The sequence below is a fragment of the Alteromonas sp. CNT1-28 genome, assembly GCF_022348345.1.
Classification (GTDB): Bacteria; Pseudomonadota; Gammaproteobacteria; order Enterobacterales; family Alteromonadaceae; genus Alteromonas; species Alteromonas macleodii.
Genome location: NZ_JAKREZ010000051.1, coordinates 1 through 17718, shown reverse-complemented (window position 1 = coordinate 17718; position 17718 = coordinate 1). Strand labels below are relative to the sequence as shown.

The 17718-nt window shown below is 37.0% G+C and carries 20 protein-coding genes; 11 read left to right on the top strand and 9 right to left on the bottom strand.

Annotation, left to right across the window (positions count from 1 at the left end; all coding sequences use genetic code 11):
* Positions 1-237: 237 nt before the first annotated feature.
* Positions 238-1197 carry a ParB N-terminal domain-containing protein gene (locus MHN02_RS20250; protein WP_015068766.1) on the bottom strand — a complete coding sequence of 320 codons (960 nt, stop codon included), beginning with the start codon at positions 1195-1197 and terminating at the stop codon, positions 238-240.
* On the bottom strand, positions 1190-2332 hold the full coding sequence (locus MHN02_RS20245; protein ID WP_015068765.1) for an AAA family ATPase: 1143 nt from the start codon (positions 2330-2332) through the stop codon (positions 1190-1192). Before MHN02_RS20245 ends, MHN02_RS20250 begins: the two co-directional genes overlap by 8 nt.
* 127 nt (positions 2333-2459) lie before the next feature.
* Here MHN02_RS20245 and MHN02_RS20240 point away from each other — a divergent pair, with 127 nt between their 5' ends.
* Positions 2460-3572 (top strand): replication protein RepA, encoded by a 1113-nt coding sequence (locus MHN02_RS20240; RefSeq protein WP_069945490.1) that lies wholly within the window; start codon positions 2460-2462, stop codon positions 3570-3572.
* 428 nt (positions 3573-4000) lie between these two features.
* Here MHN02_RS20240 and MHN02_RS20235 read toward each other — a convergent pair whose 3' ends face one another.
* Positions 4001-4876 (bottom strand): hypothetical protein, encoded by an 876-nt coding sequence (locus MHN02_RS20235; RefSeq protein WP_069945491.1) that lies wholly within the window; start codon positions 4874-4876, stop codon positions 4001-4003.
* 498 nt (positions 4877-5374) lie between these two features.
* Here MHN02_RS20235 and MHN02_RS20230 point away from each other — a divergent pair, with 498 nt between their 5' ends.
* The gene (locus MHN02_RS20230) at positions 5375-5704 is read left to right on the top strand and encodes a hypothetical protein (protein ID WP_015068761.1); all 330 of its coding nucleotides are present in this window, start codon (positions 5375-5377) and stop codon (positions 5702-5704) included.
* Positions 5705-6056: 352 nt separating this feature from the next.
* Positions 6057-6431, top strand: a complete 375-nt coding sequence (locus MHN02_RS20225; protein WP_139125498.1) for a hypothetical protein — start codon at positions 6057-6059, stop codon at positions 6429-6431.
* On the opposite strand, the gene MHN02_RS20220 is transcribed toward MHN02_RS20225, so the two are convergent.
* Positions 6414-6965 carry a hypothetical protein gene (locus tag MHN02_RS20220; RefSeq protein ID WP_061095068.1) on the bottom strand — a complete coding sequence of 184 codons (552 nt, stop codon included), beginning with the start codon at positions 6963-6965 and terminating at the stop codon, positions 6414-6416. The genes MHN02_RS20225 and MHN02_RS20220 overlap by 18 nt on opposite strands.
* Positions 6966-6977: 12 nt before the next feature.
* Entirely contained in the window at positions 6978-7184 is a 207-nt protein-coding gene (locus MHN02_RS20215; protein ID WP_015068758.1) for a hypothetical protein, read from the bottom strand.
* A 240-nt stretch (positions 7185-7424) separates the two neighbouring features.
* On the opposite strand from MHN02_RS20215, the gene MHN02_RS20210 reads away from it, so the two are divergent.
* The 4 genes from MHN02_RS20210 (at position 7425) to MHN02_RS20195 (ending at position 10346) form a co-directional block, all read left to right on the top strand.
* Positions 7425-8000: a hypothetical protein gene (locus MHN02_RS20210; RefSeq protein WP_139125497.1), complete on the top strand. Its 576-nt coding sequence runs from the start codon at positions 7425-7427 to the stop codon at positions 7998-8000.
* Between the two features lie 143 nt (positions 8001-8143).
* On the top strand, positions 8144-8596 hold the full coding sequence (locus MHN02_RS20205) for a hypothetical protein (RefSeq protein WP_015068756.1): 453 nt from the start codon (positions 8144-8146) through the stop codon (positions 8594-8596).
* Positions 8597-8736: 140 nt separating this feature from the next.
* The gene (locus MHN02_RS20200) at positions 8737-9165 is read left to right on the top strand and encodes a hypothetical protein (protein ID WP_015068755.1); all 429 of its coding nucleotides are present in this window, start codon (positions 8737-8739) and stop codon (positions 9163-9165) included.
* Positions 9162-10346, top strand: a complete 1185-nt coding sequence (locus tag MHN02_RS20195) for an acyltransferase (RefSeq protein ID WP_015068754.1) — start codon at positions 9162-9164, stop codon at positions 10344-10346. The genes MHN02_RS20200 and MHN02_RS20195 overlap by 4 nt, the downstream gene beginning before the upstream one ends.
* A 76-nt stretch (positions 10347-10422) precedes the next feature.
* Here the strand turns inward: MHN02_RS20195 and MHN02_RS20190 are convergent, their stop codons facing one another.
* The 4 genes from MHN02_RS20190 to MHN02_RS20175 all read right to left on the bottom strand — a co-directional run bounded on the left by MHN02_RS20190 (position 10423) and on the right by MHN02_RS20175 (position 14630).
* Positions 10423-12228, bottom strand: a complete 1806-nt coding sequence (locus MHN02_RS20190) for a hypothetical protein (RefSeq protein WP_069945492.1) — start codon at positions 12226-12228, stop codon at positions 10423-10425.
* Between the two features lie 77 nt (positions 12229-12305).
* Entirely contained in the window at positions 12306-13592 is a 1287-nt protein-coding gene (locus MHN02_RS20185) for a hypothetical protein (protein ID WP_015068751.1), read from the bottom strand.
* Positions 13593-13602: 10 nt separating this feature from the next.
* Positions 13603-14025, bottom strand: a complete 423-nt coding sequence (locus MHN02_RS20180) for a hypothetical protein (protein WP_015068750.1) — start codon at positions 14023-14025, stop codon at positions 13603-13605.
* Between the two features lie 2 nt (positions 14026-14027).
* The gene (locus MHN02_RS20175; RefSeq protein ID WP_015068749.1) at positions 14028-14630 is read right to left on the bottom strand and encodes a hypothetical protein; all 603 of its coding nucleotides are present in this window, start codon (positions 14628-14630) and stop codon (positions 14028-14030) included.
* Positions 14631-15096: 466 nt separating this feature from the next.
* On the opposite strand from MHN02_RS20175, the gene MHN02_RS20170 reads away from it, so the two are divergent.
* Genes MHN02_RS20170 through MHN02_RS20155 form a run of 4 tightly spaced genes read left to right on the top strand, consistent with a single transcriptional unit; the run spans position 15097 to position 17661 of the window.
* Positions 15097-15969: a GGDEF domain-containing protein gene (locus MHN02_RS20170; protein WP_015068748.1), complete on the top strand. Its 873-nt coding sequence runs from the start codon at positions 15097-15099 to the stop codon at positions 15967-15969.
* A gap of 12 nt (positions 15970-15981) precedes the next feature.
* A complete protein-coding gene (locus MHN02_RS20165) occupies positions 15982-16443 on the top strand; it encodes a hypothetical protein (RefSeq protein WP_069945493.1) in 462 nt (153 codons plus the stop codon).
* Positions 16443-17171, top strand: coding sequence for a hypothetical protein (locus MHN02_RS20160; protein ID WP_069945494.1), 729 nt, complete (start codon positions 16443-16445; stop codon positions 17169-17171). Before MHN02_RS20165 ends, MHN02_RS20160 begins: the two co-directional genes overlap by 1 nt.
* Before the next feature lie 4 nt (positions 17172-17175).
* Positions 17176-17661 (top strand): EAL domain-containing protein, encoded by a 486-nt coding sequence (locus tag MHN02_RS20155; protein ID WP_275444937.1) that lies wholly within the window; start codon positions 17176-17178, stop codon positions 17659-17661.
* The last annotated feature ends 57 nt before the right edge of the window (positions 17662-17718 follow it).

Here is a 17718-nt window from a genome sequence, read left to right as displayed (position 1 = left end):
ATTTAGGATAGTTGTAATTTACAACTCATAGCTCAGCGTGCGGATTTAGGATAGTTGTAATTTACAACTCATAGCTCAGCGATGCGAATGCAGGATAGTGGTAATTTAAAACTATTGTGAAAGCCACTTAAACAGGAAAAACAGTATAAACATTTGGTTGTTCGTGGAAAGCAGAAGTGGAGATATTGGAAGATTAAAAATGTCTTGAAGGAGAACAGAGGGGCAAGAGCCCCTCAACTACTTTAGTGCACCAATAGTTTCTAACGTTGAAATAACTTCGTTTAAGGCGTCTTTTTTTGGGAGGCCATTAAAGGAAATAGAAACATTGTTTCCAACTTTTTTGATGATAACTTTAGAACCATCAAGGAATATTTTTTCAGTTTTAGGCTTTTCTTGCTCAGATAAATGGCTAACAATAGCTTTTAAAAAAAGATTATCTTTTTTTGAACTATATTTCTCTGAAATTAAGTCGATTGCACTCTGGACTGATAATGGGTCTTTCTCATAAAGAGAAGCGACTTCAATCAACTGGTGGAGTTTAACCTTCGAAACATCTAAAAGATAATTAGATAAATTACACTCATCATAAAACTTTTTAGCTTTTAGAGAGCGAGATAAGTTCCCTTTATCCCAGCCTATCAAATCTGCAATTTCATTATTAGTTAGAATACCGTCTTCAACCAATGGAAGGATTGACAGCCACCTTTCGAAAGGCGTGATATCTTGTCTATCCTCATTTTCAGAAAGCATGACCCTAACGGCTTCGGCATCACTAAGCTCTTTGAGAAATGCTTTAAATACTCCCACATCTCTACTTGCTTCAAATCTGATACGGCCAACAATGAGTTCATATACAGATCTACCGTCTTTAAGAGTTCTATCTGTTTTGCGAACAATACCTGGAAAATGTTGACCTTCAGTAGTAATAGATCTTTTAATTTGTTGGAATTTTTCGGTGTCTATCGCGCTTTCATGACGATCATGGTATTTGAACAAAACTACCTGATCATGTTCAAGCTGGAGGATTGGTTCCTTAATAGAACGAGCACGCTTCTGGTTGGCCCCCATAGCAAGATCAATTGCTGGATTACTTGATAAAGGCTTATTAGGCAACTCAGAACTAGACTCATTTGCAGTAATAGAGTTGCTGCTACTTGCAGCTTGTAAAAGTTTGTTGATATTGCTTTTTCTAGCCATTATTACCATTCCTTAAAGTTAAATCATTAATAACTTCATTGAATAAAGAACGCATATTGTCTGTAATGCGCTTATCTGGCTTCTCTGCTTCCCATGGAGTTTGGAAGACGGCCGACGAATTATCAATAGATTCAGAATGTAACATCTGGTTCGCATACATGTGAGTACCTAAAACAGAGTTCATAACTTCCATAAACTCACGACTCATTGTATTACGTCTATCATACATAGACGCCATTACCTTAATGCTATTGAATGTTTTGTCTTCAGCAACACGTGTTACGTACTGAGTGGCAGTTTCTAGAAACTGCCTGGTACTTACAAAGTCTAACATTCTGGGAGGGCAGGGGATGATGATATTATCCACTGAAAGTAAAGTTTGAATACCAATTATGCCTAAGCTTGGTGGCGCATCAACGAAGATAAAATCAAATTCATCTTTGATAGTATCTATACCATCCTTCAAACGCTGAAAATATTCCAGAGCGTCTTCTTGTGAGCCGCCGCTAATTTGAGATACTGCTTCAAACTCAGAACTACTTAGATGTTGGTTGGCAGGAATAATATAAAGATTATCAAAATGAGTAGGACGAACTGCATAAGATAACGAATTTTTTTCACCATAAAGAGTATATGGCAACACGGTCTCGTTTTCAGATATTTCCTCATCGGCAATGATGCCAAACAATGCCGTAGTACTTGCTTGAGAGTCCATATCAATAAGTAATGTACGATACCCTTGTAAAGCAGCGTATTGAGAAATATTTACAGCTGTCGTAGTTTTACCAACACCACCTTTAAAATTATAAAGTGCAGTAGTGATACCAAGTCTTTCATTTGGGTTATTTCGTTTGGCTTTAGGGACAATGCCAAAATGATTCCTAAGAATATTAACCTGTTCTAGGGTATAACCGATTCTTCTGCCAGTCGCAGGGTCGCGTTCGGGGGGCTCAATTACCCCAGACTCCTCAGCATTGTAAAGGGTAGTAGTACTTTTGCCGATGATGTTGCAGACTTCTTTGGTAGAAAAAAGTCTCATACGTCTTATGGAGTGAGGTGAAATTCCAGCTTGTCTAGCTTGTTGAATTAACAAATCCATAGCATTTGTTACGGCTTTTAAAGAAGTTTCTGACACTTGAATTACCTTATAATTTCATGTAATGATCGCGAATAATATGTCTACTTATACTAATACAAGAAAAAAATAAAAAAAGTAAAACTAGTAGAAAAACCAGAAAAATTTAAAAATTGCAGAAAAAGTGATGGAAAATGAAAATAAGCTTCTAGCGAGCGGAATGCTGTCTCATAAAGAAGAGTACCTCAAAACCCTTAAAACCTATATAGGCTCTCAATTTAATGATGGTAGTTACCACGGAGCTGCTTTAGCTCTTTTATCTATTAAGCATCTTAAATATGACCAGATTAAAGTTAACGAGGCCCTGCATAGAGCAGTTGAACAAACTACTAATATCGATCCTAAAACGATTACTAATAAATTCGTCGCAATTTATCCATTATTAGAGATAGAAGATGACTATGAAGCTCAGATTGAATCAGCTTTAAAGGAGTTAGAAGCAGGTTCGGAAAATAAGATTTGGTACCAATACTCAACATTTTGTGCGCATACACTTCCACTATCTAAAACCGATGAAAAAGAAATATCTACAGAGTACCCTAATAATAAACTAACAATTTCAGCAATTGGTAACCAATCATTACCATATGGTGGAATACCACGTTTAATTATCCTCTACATTAATACTATCGCTGTTAAATATGGAACTGACAAAATAAAACTAGGAAAAAACCTGAAGGAGTTTGTTGAAGCTTTGGGGTATAGAGCCTCTTACATTGAAGGCGGCACCAATGAGCAAGTACTGAATCAACTGGACAGGTTATTCAAAACTGAATTTTCCCATGAGACCTCCAAAAAGACTTTCAATGAAAGCGGCCAACTAGAAATAAACACTAAACAAGTTACGTTCAAAATTTTCGATGAAAAGGAGTCCTTTGAAACCCTTAAAGGGGGCTTCACTGAAAAAACAGAAGTGTTTGTTAGGTTATCAAACACGTATTATAAAGAAATAAAGGCTCACCCCGTGCCGCTAAGCCTTGAAACAATAAAAAAGCTCAAAAAGAGCCCTCTCGCATTAGACCTGTATGCATTTATATCGTATAGGGCAAACACGCGAAAAATAATCCCTATAAAGCTCGAAGACCTCATGAAACAGTTTGGTATAAAAGAAGAACTATGGAGGTTTAGGCCAAAAGCGGAGAAAGCATTAGATTCACTGAAGAAGTTTTGGCCCGAATGCAACGTAGTTATCAAAAAACAGGCTATGATAATCTTGCCGACGAAAACACAGATAGTATGAGACACCCATGTTCAAAGGCCGGCAATTAGCTGGCCTTTTTTTTCTCCAACTTCATGCTACGTAACAGATAATTTTCCGATAAAAATTTATAAATAAATAAATAAAAATAATCTTTTATAATTTTTAAAAAAAATCGAAAAAAATAAAAATAGCTAGACTTGGTGGTCGATAGAACAAGATTGAAGCCTATAGTTTTACATCACCCGTAGTATGAAATTAGAGAAAAAGTAGATCAAGTAAGAGAAATGTTAGATCAAAATGGAGATAATGGAGATCAAAAAAGAGAACAAAGCGATCAAATGATAGTGTTATGGATCAACTAAGAGGGTGCACCTCTACACCCCTTGTAATACATGACCTTCAGGCGTTACCAAGTAGATCTTTCAAGTATACGAAGTATAAAAGTAAGAAGTATAAATCGATTAATATTACTCATTAATTAAGTTGTTAAGTGCTGGCAATGAAGGAAATTGTTTGTCCTTCAAGGCAGAGAATGAAGTGTTAATGTTAAATTTTGTACCTTCAAGTTTGGAAGGACTAAACCATTCATAACCTAGATAGTTGACATAAGGGACGCTATTGTTGTGAGTAGAATAATAAAAGCCATCGCTTGATGTAAAATTGACACCGGTACCAGTAAGCGTGTCTATAGCAAATACTCGTTTATGCGAATAGGTCTCAGAGAAGTCCTGCAAGAATGCATTGATCACCTCTTCATCCAAATAAAAATTTAATGCAAGTTCTGACACTTCAGATTCACTAATTAACGCCTTAGAAGGTAGCGCCTCAGCTAAATATGAGAAATATAAGCTGGTAACTAAAGTTTCAGATAATAGCATATTCATGTAAGAGATGGCCGAATCCTTTACAGTTAGATTATCAGCACCAAACGGGTAAACATCCCAAACTGAGCGAGGGGTCACTGCGCTTTGAATTATTCTAGCTACTTCACATGCTTTTAGGGACTTTGTGGTTTTGAGTTGAATTGACTCATCATTATCGTATTGCAATAGAAACTCTGAAAGGTCATCTTGCGTCGAGATAATACTTTGGGTACTCAAAAACTGATTGAGTGGACCGTTAACACCTACAATCTCTGAATAACGTCCAATTTTGCATGCCTGGAATAGGGGGAGCAAAGAATTCACAAGAGCTGGGTAAGGGCTCATGCTATTACCCTCTTGCTGAGATGAAAAAACTATATTTTTCGCTTTAGATAACGATCCAGTTGAGCTAAACGAACTGTCTTGGCACCCAAATAGTGTAGTTGTGGTGAAGAGGGTTATTAAAAGTTTGTTGTGCATAGAACTAATCTCCAATTCGGAGCCACTATAGTTTCATATGTTACTGAAGACACAAGCGCTAATCCGACTTAAAGAATATTAGTCCCGTTCGATATAAACATCCGTTCTCATAGGCCTAACTCTGTGAGTGTGACTTTCCACATCCTCATTAAGTAATGCAAGTTCAAGTTGTTGTTCACTCAAAGAAAATTGCTTATATAACCGTTTTAATTCCTCTTCGTAAATTACAAATGGTTGCTCGTGCGAACTTAGGTCAAAAACATGGTAATAGTCAGGAATATCTAACATTTAGAATCTCAATTGAATAAAGGTAAACCACTAATATAGTACTGAGGCTGGAAAATACATACCAAAATACCAATTACTAAGAAAAAGCACATTTACGGATAAATATTAAACAAAAATTAAATAATCATACTAAAAAATATCAAATAGCCAGTAAACAGGGTGAGTAAATAGAGGATATTCATATACTAAAAAAAAATTTAGAGAAAAATTATGAAGTCTATTGAAAGCACTATACATAAAATCGAATCAAGAATGTTCGAACCAAAAGTACCAGATGTAGTAGAAAGTAATGGGTTTGAAGAAGATTTGAAAATTTATGTTGCAGAACTTACTAAGAAAAAATTTGTGACAAACTACTTAACATTGGCAATGATGAATGGGGTTCTAGATACTAAGGAGACATACACGCTTGCACAAAAGGCAAGTACATCAGACGGGCTCACAAGTTTGTATGTACATCTACTGCAAAAAATATCGGAAATCCCTGTTGAAAGTGACGTTATCCGAAAGGCTGATATATTAATTTGCAATAAGCACTAATGCTTTTGTTATGTATGAATATGTATACCTTGGTTTTATAATTTACCATCAAAAAGAAACTAAGTTATCTTAATCCATACTTGTCATAATTATTAGCGACTAATAATGCACCATAGCTACTTGTCTGAAGGTATAAATCAAAGAATAGCTGTTTAATATAGGAAAAATTTTTCTTCTTTTTAGCCCAATAACCACTAAAATATGCACTGAGTTAAGAGAAATCCCCCTTTTATATGTATTTTCAGAGGGTACATAGGAAGAACCCGGGTATTTCTCTAATATTTATAGTTAAACCACAGGGATGGTGTGAAACCATTCATTACGTAGTGGTATTAAATAGTCGGTAGTATTAATGAGCAATAAAAATGATAGCTTGAATACTTCAGAAAGGAATGGCCGAATGAATAACTATAAGGTGCCGGTTTTGGTCATCGATGGTCTTTATATTCCTCTCCCTGAAGAAGCTAAATATGCCTTTCAAGAAAACAATGGAGTATGGTATTGGTCATCTAGAAGACCAAGAATTGTTTTCGCTGAGCATGACTTAACCAAAGAGATTGGTTGGACACACACTAAAAAGCCCGTTTTAGTGGAGTCTGAATACAAGCATAAAGTTCCCCTAATAACTCAGCTTACAGCTAAGCGCTGGCAAGATACTCTGCAGTTAACTATGTCTGCAGAGCTTATGCCTGACGCAAAGTTTTTATTATCAGCTGGTAGTAGATAGTTCTAGCTGGGAAAGCCACTTTTTTTGGCTTTCCCAGTTTTCTAAAAACCACTTATTAATTTCAGATACCGATTCATCTAGAACCATATCGTACTCAGGCCGAGATAGATTCAATTCCACTTGCTCCTCCTGGGGTACCGAACTCAGGCATTCCTTTAACCCCATATCAGAATTCGCAACCCAAACCCCGAATCGAACCCAAGGGTTTCCTTTATCTTTCAATCTTCGCAGTTCTACATCCAACTTATGTAAACTATCTAACAATAGCTTATCTTTTGGGGCTCCATAAAACTTAAAAACGTTATAAAGCAAAAAAGGCATGTATGCTTTAACGGCATTATGTACTCGTTTATTGGAAGCCGGTAAGCAGGAAGCCCTGAAAAAAGGTGGAGATATTGGGTTGGTAGGTAATTCCTTACCAAAGTAAGATTTGACAGGAATTAGGCATAGAATTTCATAGGCTAATTGGTACTCTTCATATAGGTAAGCACTAACCTTTTTTCTATGGATAAGGTTTTTAAGCTTGGTAATCATGGGACGAAAAATCTACTTTACCTTTTTAAAGTTACCAAACTCAATCTTTTTTAATACTTCGTCTTTCTTATCAATTGGGAGCAGGCAGCCAAAAATAACCAATGAAGAAACAAATCCACTCCAATAGCCCCCTGTAACAATGGTCATTACTAACATGATTATTATGAAAAATAAGCCATGCTTTTCAGTGGGGGTTAGTTTTTCAAGAATGTTTGACATAATATTTCCTTTGGAATGTAAAAAAATAATGATACACGCATCTCATAATGAGAATTATCAATAATCCTACTTATCTAATTTTCCACCTTATTTGTCTTCATTTAGGTTCTATTGTTTTATGTCGAAAGCTCCAGTCTTCTATGAGCGGGGCGCTTAAGGGAATTGAGCAAATATTGACTGTAAAGTTGAGTTTTTGCTACTCCAGGTTTGAAAAACAGCTAGACGAATTTAGGTGTAAATTTGAAGATATTGAGAACTGAAACGCATGAAAGATACTCCCATCATATTAGAGTGAGCCGAAAAGGAGGGGGAGGGTATGACTGGAGTGAGCAACTCTCAAGGGACAAAGATTATGCTTTATTCAAAACATTACACCATGCATTAGTGCGCAGACTGTCATTTAACAATTCGTTTGACAGAATTATTTTAGAAAGGTTAGTTAGTATAGAAGTTTCTAAAACAGGTGCATCGAACAATGAGCAAAATGGCATTGTCGAAGACATCGCTAACGAATGTAATAAAGTTCTGCAAAACCCAACTGTTCGCTGGTTTCTTCAACACCAATATAGACTGGTTTACGATGAGCCATTGAAGAATGCGGTTCACACTACGATCTGTTTTGAAAAAGAAGAAAATTACTATTACCTACAGGTATGCCGCGAAATCACTTACCTAGATGAATTGAAAGTAGAGCATATTCTCGGAGTGTGGGAGCAGGTTAATTCACCTGATAACAATGGTTTAGATAATGTCGGTTTGGTTCATTTTGCTATCTATTGTCTTAAGTCACACGATATTAGGTGGATAGGCAACTGAAGATTAGTGCCTGAAGTCTTCACAAAAATTCATTTTTGTAAATCGAATAAAAAAATGTGTTAAAATAGCCTTATTAAGGCATTGCCTTATAGATATCAATTCACCAGCCAGCTCATTTATTAGAGTTTATCAAAAGAAAAATTATGGCTTGTGAAAAGCAAACTTTTTGTTCGGGTAGAAGAATGATAAAACAAATTCTGAAGAGGGTCTCGGACTCTATTTATAAGCCAAAAGTAAATAAGGAAATACAGCAAGCTTTAGAGAGTAGGGAAGGGCAGCAATACGTTCAGGCATTGATGCATGGGTTAATAGCACAAAACTACATACTTAATATGAAGTTTGCTGGCAAGATTACCCAAGGTGAATTCGAAGCACTTATAGAATTGAGTAAATCGAAAAAAGGGGTTGAGGAAATCGCTGTTCATACAATCCTTAGCGGGGTTGGTAGCTACGCTAAGTTTGAAGGCATCAATGTTATCGAGCCGGAGCCACTTGAAGATCCTGATAAGTTAAATCCTAATGACTTACATGTAATCGAACCCTTAGAACGAAGCTTTCCTGAATCAGAAGATAATCCCATAACAATAAAAAAATAAACTATATACCATTCTCAATGGGGGCTTAAAGTTCTCGGCTCCCATCTCTAAATTAAAAACCCAACTTATCGAAAATTTTGACTTAGTTCTGACGACTTCCGCTACTAAAATTGTTCAATGATTTACAGGCCGGAACTAAGATGCAAATAAAATGCATATATTTACTTTCTTTTATCGTTTTAGCAGGCTGCTCACCGTCTGAAAATATATCTAGCATCGCTATGCCCCCCCCATTAGACGAAGAGGGTCCATTTCAGCTGATCACCTATGATGGTTCAAGAATTGAAAAACATGTCTTTATCTTGGATGGTAAACAAATAATTGCGCTACCCAAAGCGGTCTATATGGATCGTAACGGAAGAATTGTATTTAAAGACAGCTCACCAATTAAAACATTCAATGGGCACGATATTTATTGGAATGAGCAAGGGATATTTATTTCAAGCGTAGGAGAAATTTTAAGTAAAAGAAATCTTTTTACTATTGGTGGAAAACCAATGGAGAAATCCGATGCGATGATGTTTAAGGATATAGAATTAATAGCTAAATCAAAGGCTAATAATCAATGAGCAACAGGACAATGTATTTAGACGGTTTACGCGGATTGTTAGCCATTGTCGTGTTTAATGAACACTTCTTAAAGGTATTCTATCCTCTCAGTTCATTGTGGGAAATTGATCATACATCAACGGCTAGCCTAGCCGACGATTTGCTTGTTTTCTCATTTCTACAACTATTCATTGATGGAAGTTTTGCTGTCTCAGGCTTTTTTGTACTCTCTGGATATTTATTAACAAAGGCTTCTTTCGAAAGCGTTTATTTTTCAAAATTTGATTTGTTTGAAAGGTGCGTTAAACGCTATCTTAGGTTAGCAGTACCAGTGACAGTCGCTTTAATAGGGGTCTGGTGTCTTCATTTGTTGAGAATGTTCTCTTTTGAAGAATTTCTTTCACTAAACATGTCCGCAATTGGTCCTCTTTATTTACCCGGTAATGAACCAGAATTAATCAAGCTACTTGCTCAAGGAACTCTTTACTCTATTTTCTTTGTGAATCCAAATTTTAACCCTGTAATTTGGACCATAGCCCCTGAGATGTGGTTTGGAGTGATTATTTTTTCTTTGATATTCATTCTCAGGCACATTGATGCAGCACCCAAAGTTCAGGTTTTATTAGGGCTTTCAAGTATGGGTCTTCTCATTGCATTAGGGAAAGACTTTGCGTTCATTGGGATACCGCTGGGGGCATTTTTATATTTCACTTTGAAGCTGACAAGAGATCTACACTTAAATATGGGAGCAATTAAGGTATTATTAATATTAATTTGCTTGGGATTTCTACTATATGATGTTAAAGGTGGCAGTACCCATCCTTTAGGTATTTTAGACACAGAGTTTCATCGGAGCATGTCGACATACGTAACTTCAGGGCTATTTTGGTTCTTCCTTCTATTTTTAACTATCATCACACCCACTATTCAATTAGCTCTAAACTCCCCTTTTCTGGTCCTGGTGGGCAGGTACAGCTTTGGCTTCTATTTAAGTCACTACCTCGTTTTGTGTTCCATAGGAATGTCCTTACATATTTCAATACAGAATACGTGGTTTACTAGCAGCTTGATCGTTGGGCTGTTCTCCTTCGTGACTTCATTAATCATAGGTGCTGGCATGTATCGATATGTGGAAAGGCCTGTCCTTAAATTACAGTTCAAGCGTTCATTCAATTCTATTAAGGTCGATAGGCCAATCTAAAATACTTTAATTGGCGCTAACTATGAGGGGGGGCAATAGAAAGCACTTAGATTAAAGAGGTGAGAACCTGTAGCTTTCAATTGACCTCCTTCAATATTGGTTCTCTATTTGAAAGCTGATATGACACGTTTACTGCCTCAAGGTTTTCCATATCCGGAGTATAACCATCGAGTAAGTCATACTTAACGAAAATCTTTTTGGTGTACGCTCCTTTTTCTCTTTCGACGTCTAACCGCTCATGCACTCTTTCTGTGCTGGGCACCGGTCGGCAGGAAAAGCTCTCTAAATTTACCCATTCAACCATAAATGGCTTTCTCAGCATGTCTTGCGATAGTAAATCAATACAACATTTTATAACTGTTGAGCTTAATTCATTCTCGACCAGGATTGAGATGGCTTCGTCATTAATGAGGCTCTGAATCTGCTTTGCTAGATAAATATTAAGTTCTGTTTGTAGCTCTCCAATAGTGAACCTAAATAACTCTTTTTGGATTCTATGTGTTTTCCAAAATAAATTTACTGTTCTCTTTACTAAAAATAGAAATAAGTCTTTCTTAGAAAATTGAGCGCTTGAGTCATAACATGACGCATCAAAGGAGTCACCCATTTCAGGTTTGATTGGCAAATTCATGTGTTGCAGGTCTTGGTTATCCATTGAGGCCTCGGGGGCTATTCTCTTCATTTCATCTAGAGCATGCGCTTCCAAAAACTCTAATGCTTTTTCACGACTTGTTTGTCTTACTTTGAAGCGATGCTTGCCTAGTCGACAACAAATGTTTGTAAATATATCGGTGTACTTTGGAACGACTTCTGGTACCGCTGTGTTTAGACAGCCTGTGAATAGCAAAGAAATACTCTTAGAAAATATTGTCATCCACTCATACAAGAAATGTTGACTACCATGGTTATTGTTTTCAGAAAGAAAAATTGAAAGTACAACAGACAGTATTTGAGGGCATCGAACACTTTTAGTTATGTCATTCAATGAAATTTTTGAGATACCTAGATTCTTTATGTACTGGCAATATTCCAATCTCAATTTTGTTTCCTCATCGAATCCTGGAATGAGGGGGGAAGATATTATAGAAATGATTTTCTGAACCGGAGAGGCTTTACTGCCTACTTTCAGTACATTTAAGTACAGAGTGAGGGCTCTGAACTCAAGTAACAAAATTGAAAGCTCACGTTTTGAATGGACGCTCATTGTTCGACCTGTTGAGTCGTTGTCTAACCTGCGTCTATCGTATGAAGTGGTTCGCAACAACATTTTTTGCTCAAACATCGATGTGCGTCGTTCATAGAACTCAAATTGATTATTAAACTGTAGCTCTTTGTATGGTGATGAAATTGCGTTAAGTAGGGATTTTAGAAGTGGAGGTAAGGTTGAAAAGCCATATAGTTTTACTGAACTAATAGAGACATTTATGGAGTTTGAACAACTGATTAATTCATCAATCGCGTACTCCTTTGTTATCCATATATTATTTATTTTATTAACTTCCTCGATCACACTTTCAAAGTAATCTTTTGTCACTTCCTGCGGTAAATAACCTTCGTCATGCCAATAGAACCTGTTCTCGTAACCGACTCTCAGAGCATGTGCAACAGTTTGCAATCGATTTACCCCTGTAGGGGGGAAACTACTAACTACCTCCATCCAATGGATAAATATATTTTCTTCATCAAGAATTTGCTTTTTTAAAAGATCTTGTGAGCAGTCATTAGATAGGCTAACGAATAAAAACTCCGCGAGCTCTACAACTGTTAGAAATAGAAAGCTGGAAGTGAAACCTTTACAAAGGCCTTGAGATTGGACACGAAAGAAAGTGGCCTTAGATGACTTATCGGGGAATAAAACAACTTCATAACTTTTTGTTGCCATTTTTTGAAAAACCTCAGTGATACTTTTTTGTAAAGTAGCCTTCAGTTCTAATCATGCAAATTTAAAAGAAAAAGCATTTAACCCAAGGAAAGTCCATTTTTGTGTTCTGATAGCTGAGTTTTTCTTGCCATATGACTTGTGGCAATTGCCTTCCGAAAAACATCTTGTGTCTGGTTGTCGATATTATTTTCAGTTGCGATTTCTTTAAACGAATTTACAGTTTCTGTGATATCGGCGAAAGTTTCATCAACAGAGATTCCCTCGGGGGAAACTTTTCTAGCTAATACTTCAGCGAAGCTCATATCTATAGAAAAAAACTTCTTAACCCGAAGACCCTCAGAAAATGCTAAGTCAAAAACTGAAGTATGAGAAGGGTTAGGAAGGTTATTAAAAGCTGGTGCTAGACGCCATTCGTTGTGACCAATATCCATCAACTCTAGATTACTTAAGCCATTGCTAGTTATGTTTAGATGACCACAGAATAACGCTCTGCGAAAAAGTTCATCTAAATCTGCTTCCGGACAAGAACTGAAGCTTTTAATAATTTGTGAAGCCACACCATAGTCTAGAGGCTCATGAGCTGAGGTGGGAGTAGAAATGAGTGCTGAGAAAGGAACGGTGTTTAGTCTAATTTTTACTCCTGATTTATGAGCAGCAAACTTATAATTCTCTTGAAACGAGACCTGCACACCATTCATATCGATTGTTTTCACCGCTGCAGAGTCAATTTTACATTGAGACTCTAACTTAAATGTTAATAGTCTTGCCTGGTGTTCGTCAAAGCTAGTGTTCTCAGAATGCTTATAAAAATATGATTGAGAAGAACGCTTCTCTTTAATGTTAAGGATTAATCTATTACCCGATGCTGAATTAAAAGGAAGCATCTTTTCTAATGAAGGCAAAACTAGGCTATCGATATTTGCCCCTTCAAACGCAACGATAATAGACAACATCTCGTCAACTGACTCGATCATTGAGTTGTTCTGCTCATTTTGACCATTTAAGTGTATTGCGCCCCTATCCCCATACAATTCACTAACCACTGATAATTGCTGGAATTGGTTTAATTTGTTGAAGTCTTCAAGGCATTTGTTGAATAAAGCGTACCCAAGCGAGCTCGGCAGAAATTGTTGAAAATATGGCGGGATAATCCCCTTAGCAGAAGGTTCTATGTAAGCCTTAGTTTTACTGGATAAGCTTAAATTCATGGGATCTAATTCAGCACCGGCTTCAGCCAAATAGCCTTCATCATAATGGAATGATACTGCGCCATCAGTGTACGTATTGTCATATAGAAGGTGACCTACATACTGGTAGCACTGTTCATTGTTAGACCATTTATGGACATGTATAAAATCTTTCAAACTAGAGTGCCTATTCGATTGGTGAGTTCAATTTTCTAGTTGCAGCATTTGCTGATTCAACAAGTTCATCTTTAGCTCTCTTCCTAACAAGTTGCATAATTTGTAAGGTAGGCTGTTGACCGTAAGAAACAGCTTTAATGAGATCAGGAAAAGCCCCCATTTCATATATATAAGAGGCTACAATCCCCCATGTAGAATTCGGCGAACCTTGCTCACACCTTTCAATAGTAGTTCTCGCTGGAGAGTTACCTAAATATTTGCTTAATACCTCTTCACCAAAATTCGCTCTAGATCGCAAAGATGCATCATGTGAGTTTCTGAACCTTCTGAATGAATCTCCTAAGCACTCTAAATAATTGACAATATGATCAGAATCGATACTTGGTCTTTCAAGTAGTAACCCTTTGAATTCGTCGGAACTAGAGCTTTTCATTATCAGTTAGCTTGTGAGAGAACTAGGTCAATGCTCTGAACGTGTGACTGATATTGAGAAGAAGTTTCAGAAATCTGATTAAAATCACGGAACAGATTTTGAAGAACAATTTTATCTTCAATATCTAATATTTGAATTTGACCAAGCAACTGAGCGACCTTAAGCGAAGGATCAGCAACAGTGTCTTTTATAAGTTCCATGAGTTCTGCAGCTTGAAATGCGGAATGGACATCTGGAGGTAGAACCTGGAGATAAATTTCGATAACTTTGTTATCTATGTCACCGAAGTTATCTGGTGTGATATCTAGGTGTGCCATAACAAAAATAGCACATAATGATTGAGCTGCCTGTTTCATTGACTTGTCCATTTCATAAAGGGTTGCGGATAATTCGAAGCGCTTAAGGAGTTTAAAAACAGATAAATGAGTTTTTATTACTCGCAATTTAGTAGTTCCCACAGAACAAAGTAGGTGAAATTGTTCCTTATATTCGATCAACAACCCCCATCCTACTTCAGGACTACCAATAATGGCCGTTCTTGTGATGAGACCTTTATGGCCTAAAGCTTCTATGTCTTTAGTATAAATCAATAGTTGGCGGCTCACGAGCACCCCTCACAGTTTTTGGGTCTGGGAACTCTATTTTCTATATAGCCTAATGGAAAGGACAAATTTCAAATAAGTCGGGATACTAGCTTCCTAGCCAGGTTAGATATTGTATCTTGCACCAAACTTTTTATTCAAACCAATAGTGATGTACTTACAAAGTGACATAAGACAATCAGCAAAGAAGCTAGCAATTTTAGGACTAGCTCTACTAATCGGGAACTCATTTTTTTATTCCCCCCCGAGCATAGCCACCAGCATAAGCCAGATTCCCTTCCTGTCTTTGATTGTTAACCTCATAGCGTTGCTTATTGCGTGGCAATTTAAACAATCAAGAGTATCAATTTCACTTCTCATATTGTTTATTTCGGAATGCACATTATTGGTTAGTCCTGTTTTAGCCTTTACTGACTTCTATCGCCATAGCTTGATCGAAGGGATGATCTATACATTCTGCTGCATTCTTATGATGAAAGATAAAGCTCCAAGCTTGGGGCGCGCTTTTGAAGGAATCGCGATTTTCTTAGGCATGATAGTTCTAGCCTTGTTAATAAAAATAGCTGTTATAAATGCCGTTCAATCAGATGTAGCTATCCATGTTTTCAATACTCTTAAAATTAGTCTGATTTTTGCATTTGCAGTACTGGCCTTAGCACTGAAGCCTACAGGAAATAACTTTTCAATCTCATTATTCATCTGCGTCTTCTGTATGTTGATTGTTCACAACATAGTTGCCAATAATTTTATTGGGTTACTAATTATGTCTGCGTGTATTTTAAACCTCCTAGTTGACACCTATGCCATGGCATACAACGACGAACTCACTGGAATAAAAGGAAGGCGAGCACTTGATTCTGACACTAGCTCTTTAGGTACTAGTTACACTGTGGTCATGGCGGATGTTGATTACTTCAAAAAATTTAACGATAAGTATGGCCATAGTGTGGGCGACCAAGTGTTAAGAATGGTTGCAGGTAAACTGTCTGCTGTGAAAGGGGGGGGGAAAGCATATAGATGGGGCGGAGAAGAGTTTACTTTATTATTTCCTAATAAAAGCCCAGACGAAGTGTTTCCTTTCATCGAAGATGTGCGCAAAAGCATTGCCGATTACGAATTCAAAATTCGAGATAAAAATGAAAGGAAAAAGAGCAGTGAGGACAATCGTGGAAACGTCAATACTTCACCAGAAATTGTGCATGTAACAATGAGTTTTGGTGCTACTAATCCAGCTATTCAACACGAAGCTTTCGGCAAAGTAATTAAGCGAGCGGACGCGCTTTTATATAAAGCTAAAGAGGACGGTAGAAATAAAGTAGTAGTAGAAGAAAGTAGCTTTTAAGGAGAAGCATAAGTGAGTGAACTAACAAAAAATTTCGACGCGTCTTTACTCGATAAATTAGAGAATGTAGTGGTTTATGGGTACATAGCTGAAGAACACTTCAAGTCTCTTCTATCCAGTGTGGTAGGCGAGAAGATAACGGAAAAAATGAACAATGGCTCTATAAAATTTAAGTTTATCGGAGAACAATTTGAAAAGAAAAAGTCCGATTCAACAACGTTGGTTGTAGAGGTTAGTAGCACTGTAATTGCATTTAGTATCGGCATCCATGAAATAACCATTAATCCAATCGATACCAATTTAGAAAACAAACTTAAAGTTATTAATAGCCTAGATACGTCATATGAAGAACTCTTCGAGCTTGGCTATAGTGCAGCACTTCAGTGCATTAATGTAGAGGACTTTAAGCGGGGAGATTCACCTAATTATATTGTTGTCCATGCTGGATATAGAAAAGGCCTAGGTGAACTATAGTGTTAAGAACATTCGCATCCGTGGCCTTACTTAGTTTTCAACTAAATGCAGCGCCACTACTTCTCTCTGGCCACCTTACCAAGGATGTCAGTCAAACTAAGTTAGCCATAAACAAAAAAATTGAAGGTGCAAATGAGTACTTAGCTGTTGCTGAGTATCAATTGAGTTACGCAGACGATTACCATTCAAAACCTTTCCGAGATTTGTACGATAGAAACCGTTTTAGAAAAAAATTTGAAGAATACACAAATCAAAAAGTTACAAAATGGGATGCAGCAGGACTAATAAATGATGGTACAACTAAATACGACGAAGACGTTGTTTATGAATTAGATAATCTTATTCCAATGCCACCGTTGCTCAATAGGCAAGGGGGAGCATGGTACCAGCTCAAAAGTTATGAATTGGAAATGGCGAAGTTATTGGGGCGGGTTAGCGTGGTGAGTGGGTACCATGTCAAAAATGGGCATTCAGTATACTTCAAGATATTGGTGAATGAAGATAATGCTGTCACCGTATCATTTTTAATGTCTGAAAAAGATTCTAATTCAAATCTAAGCTACTACATTACTTCGATTTCATGTATTGAATCTTTAATCGATCGTAATGTTGTTGCCAAGGAGCATCCTGTATTTAGAACTGCAAATAGTACTGCGGCGCAAAGCCCTTTTGTATGGACATCGGGCGGGAAGAAACCACACAAATGCCGGTTAAGTAAGAGTGAGTAAAAATATGCTTAATCGACTAATTTCCTCGCATATATGTAAAGGCAAACTCGAAATGTTTCTGCAACCCCAAGTGAACATTTTGACTGGCAAGACAATTGGAATAGAGCTACTTGTTAGGTGGGTTAACCATCTCGGAAAATCGATAGAACCCCATTTTTTCCTGCCCCTTATCAGAAATTCCAAATATAAAGCAAAATTTTCTCAGTGGGTCCTTGAAGAGACCTTTAGAGTTAGCGAGGCTCTTTCTATTGAAGGCTTTAATGGTAGGGTCGCTTGCAACCTTGATGCATCTGAAATGTATAGTGGGATTGAATTTTTCTTACATAAGCTGAGGAAGGAATACCCCAATGCAGGAGAAGTCGAAATTGAAGTGACTGAGGTAGGTCAACTTGGTGATAGAAGAAACTTAGAAGCTTATATCGAATGCTTTAAAAGCCACGGAATTAAGGTGACGTGGTTCAATAGATTCACACACCCAGTTAAGAGATAATCATCTCAACTGGAGTGTATATGAAAACGCGAAAAAGCTACTCGAAAGAATTCAAAC

Bases quoted from the DNA above. Each gene is read 5' to 3' on its own strand.
- MHN02_RS20250 (WP_015068766.1), bottom strand. From the start codon at position 1,197: ATGGCTAGAAAAAGCAATATCAACAAACTTTTACAAGCTGCAAGTAGC.
- MHN02_RS20240 (WP_069945490.1), top strand. From the start codon at position 2,460: ATGGAAAATGAAAATAAGCTTCTAGCGAGCGGAATGCTGTCTCATAAA.
- MHN02_RS20235 (WP_069945491.1), bottom strand. From the start codon at position 4,876: ATGCACAACAAACTTTTAATAACCCTCTTCACCACAACTACACTATTT.
- MHN02_RS20230 (WP_015068761.1), top strand. From the start codon at position 5,375: ATGAAGTCTATTGAAAGCACTATACATAAAATCGAATCAAGAATGTTC.
- MHN02_RS20225 (WP_139125498.1), top strand. From the start codon at position 6,057: ATGAGCAATAAAAATGATAGCTTGAATACTTCAGAAAGGAATGGCCGA.
- MHN02_RS20220 (WP_061095068.1), bottom strand. From the start codon at position 6,965: ATGATTACCAAGCTTAAAAACCTTATCCATAGAAAAAAGGTTAGTGCT.
- MHN02_RS20215 (WP_015068758.1), bottom strand. From the start codon at position 7,184: ATGTCAAACATTCTTGAAAAACTAACCCCCACTGAAAAGCATGGCTTA.
- MHN02_RS20205 (WP_015068756.1), top strand. From the start codon at position 8,144: ATGGCTTGTGAAAAGCAAACTTTTTGTTCGGGTAGAAGAATGATAAAA.
- MHN02_RS20200 (WP_015068755.1), top strand. From the start codon at position 8,737: ATGCAAATAAAATGCATATATTTACTTTCTTTTATCGTTTTAGCAGGC.
- MHN02_RS20195 (WP_015068754.1), top strand. From the start codon at position 9,162: ATGAGCAACAGGACAATGTATTTAGACGGTTTACGCGGATTGTTAGCC.
- MHN02_RS20190 (WP_069945492.1), bottom strand. From the start codon at position 12,228: ATGGCAACAAAAAGTTATGAAGTTGTTTTATTCCCCGATAAGTCATCT.
- MHN02_RS20180 (WP_015068750.1), bottom strand. From the start codon at position 14,025: ATGAAAAGCTCTAGTTCCGACGAATTCAAAGGGTTACTACTTGAAAGA.
- MHN02_RS20170 (WP_015068748.1), top strand. From the start codon at position 15,097: ATGATGAAAGATAAAGCTCCAAGCTTGGGGCGCGCTTTTGAAGGAATC.
- MHN02_RS20155 (WP_275444937.1), top strand. From the start codon at position 17,176: ATGCTTAATCGACTAATTTCCTCGCATATATGTAAAGGCAAACTCGAA.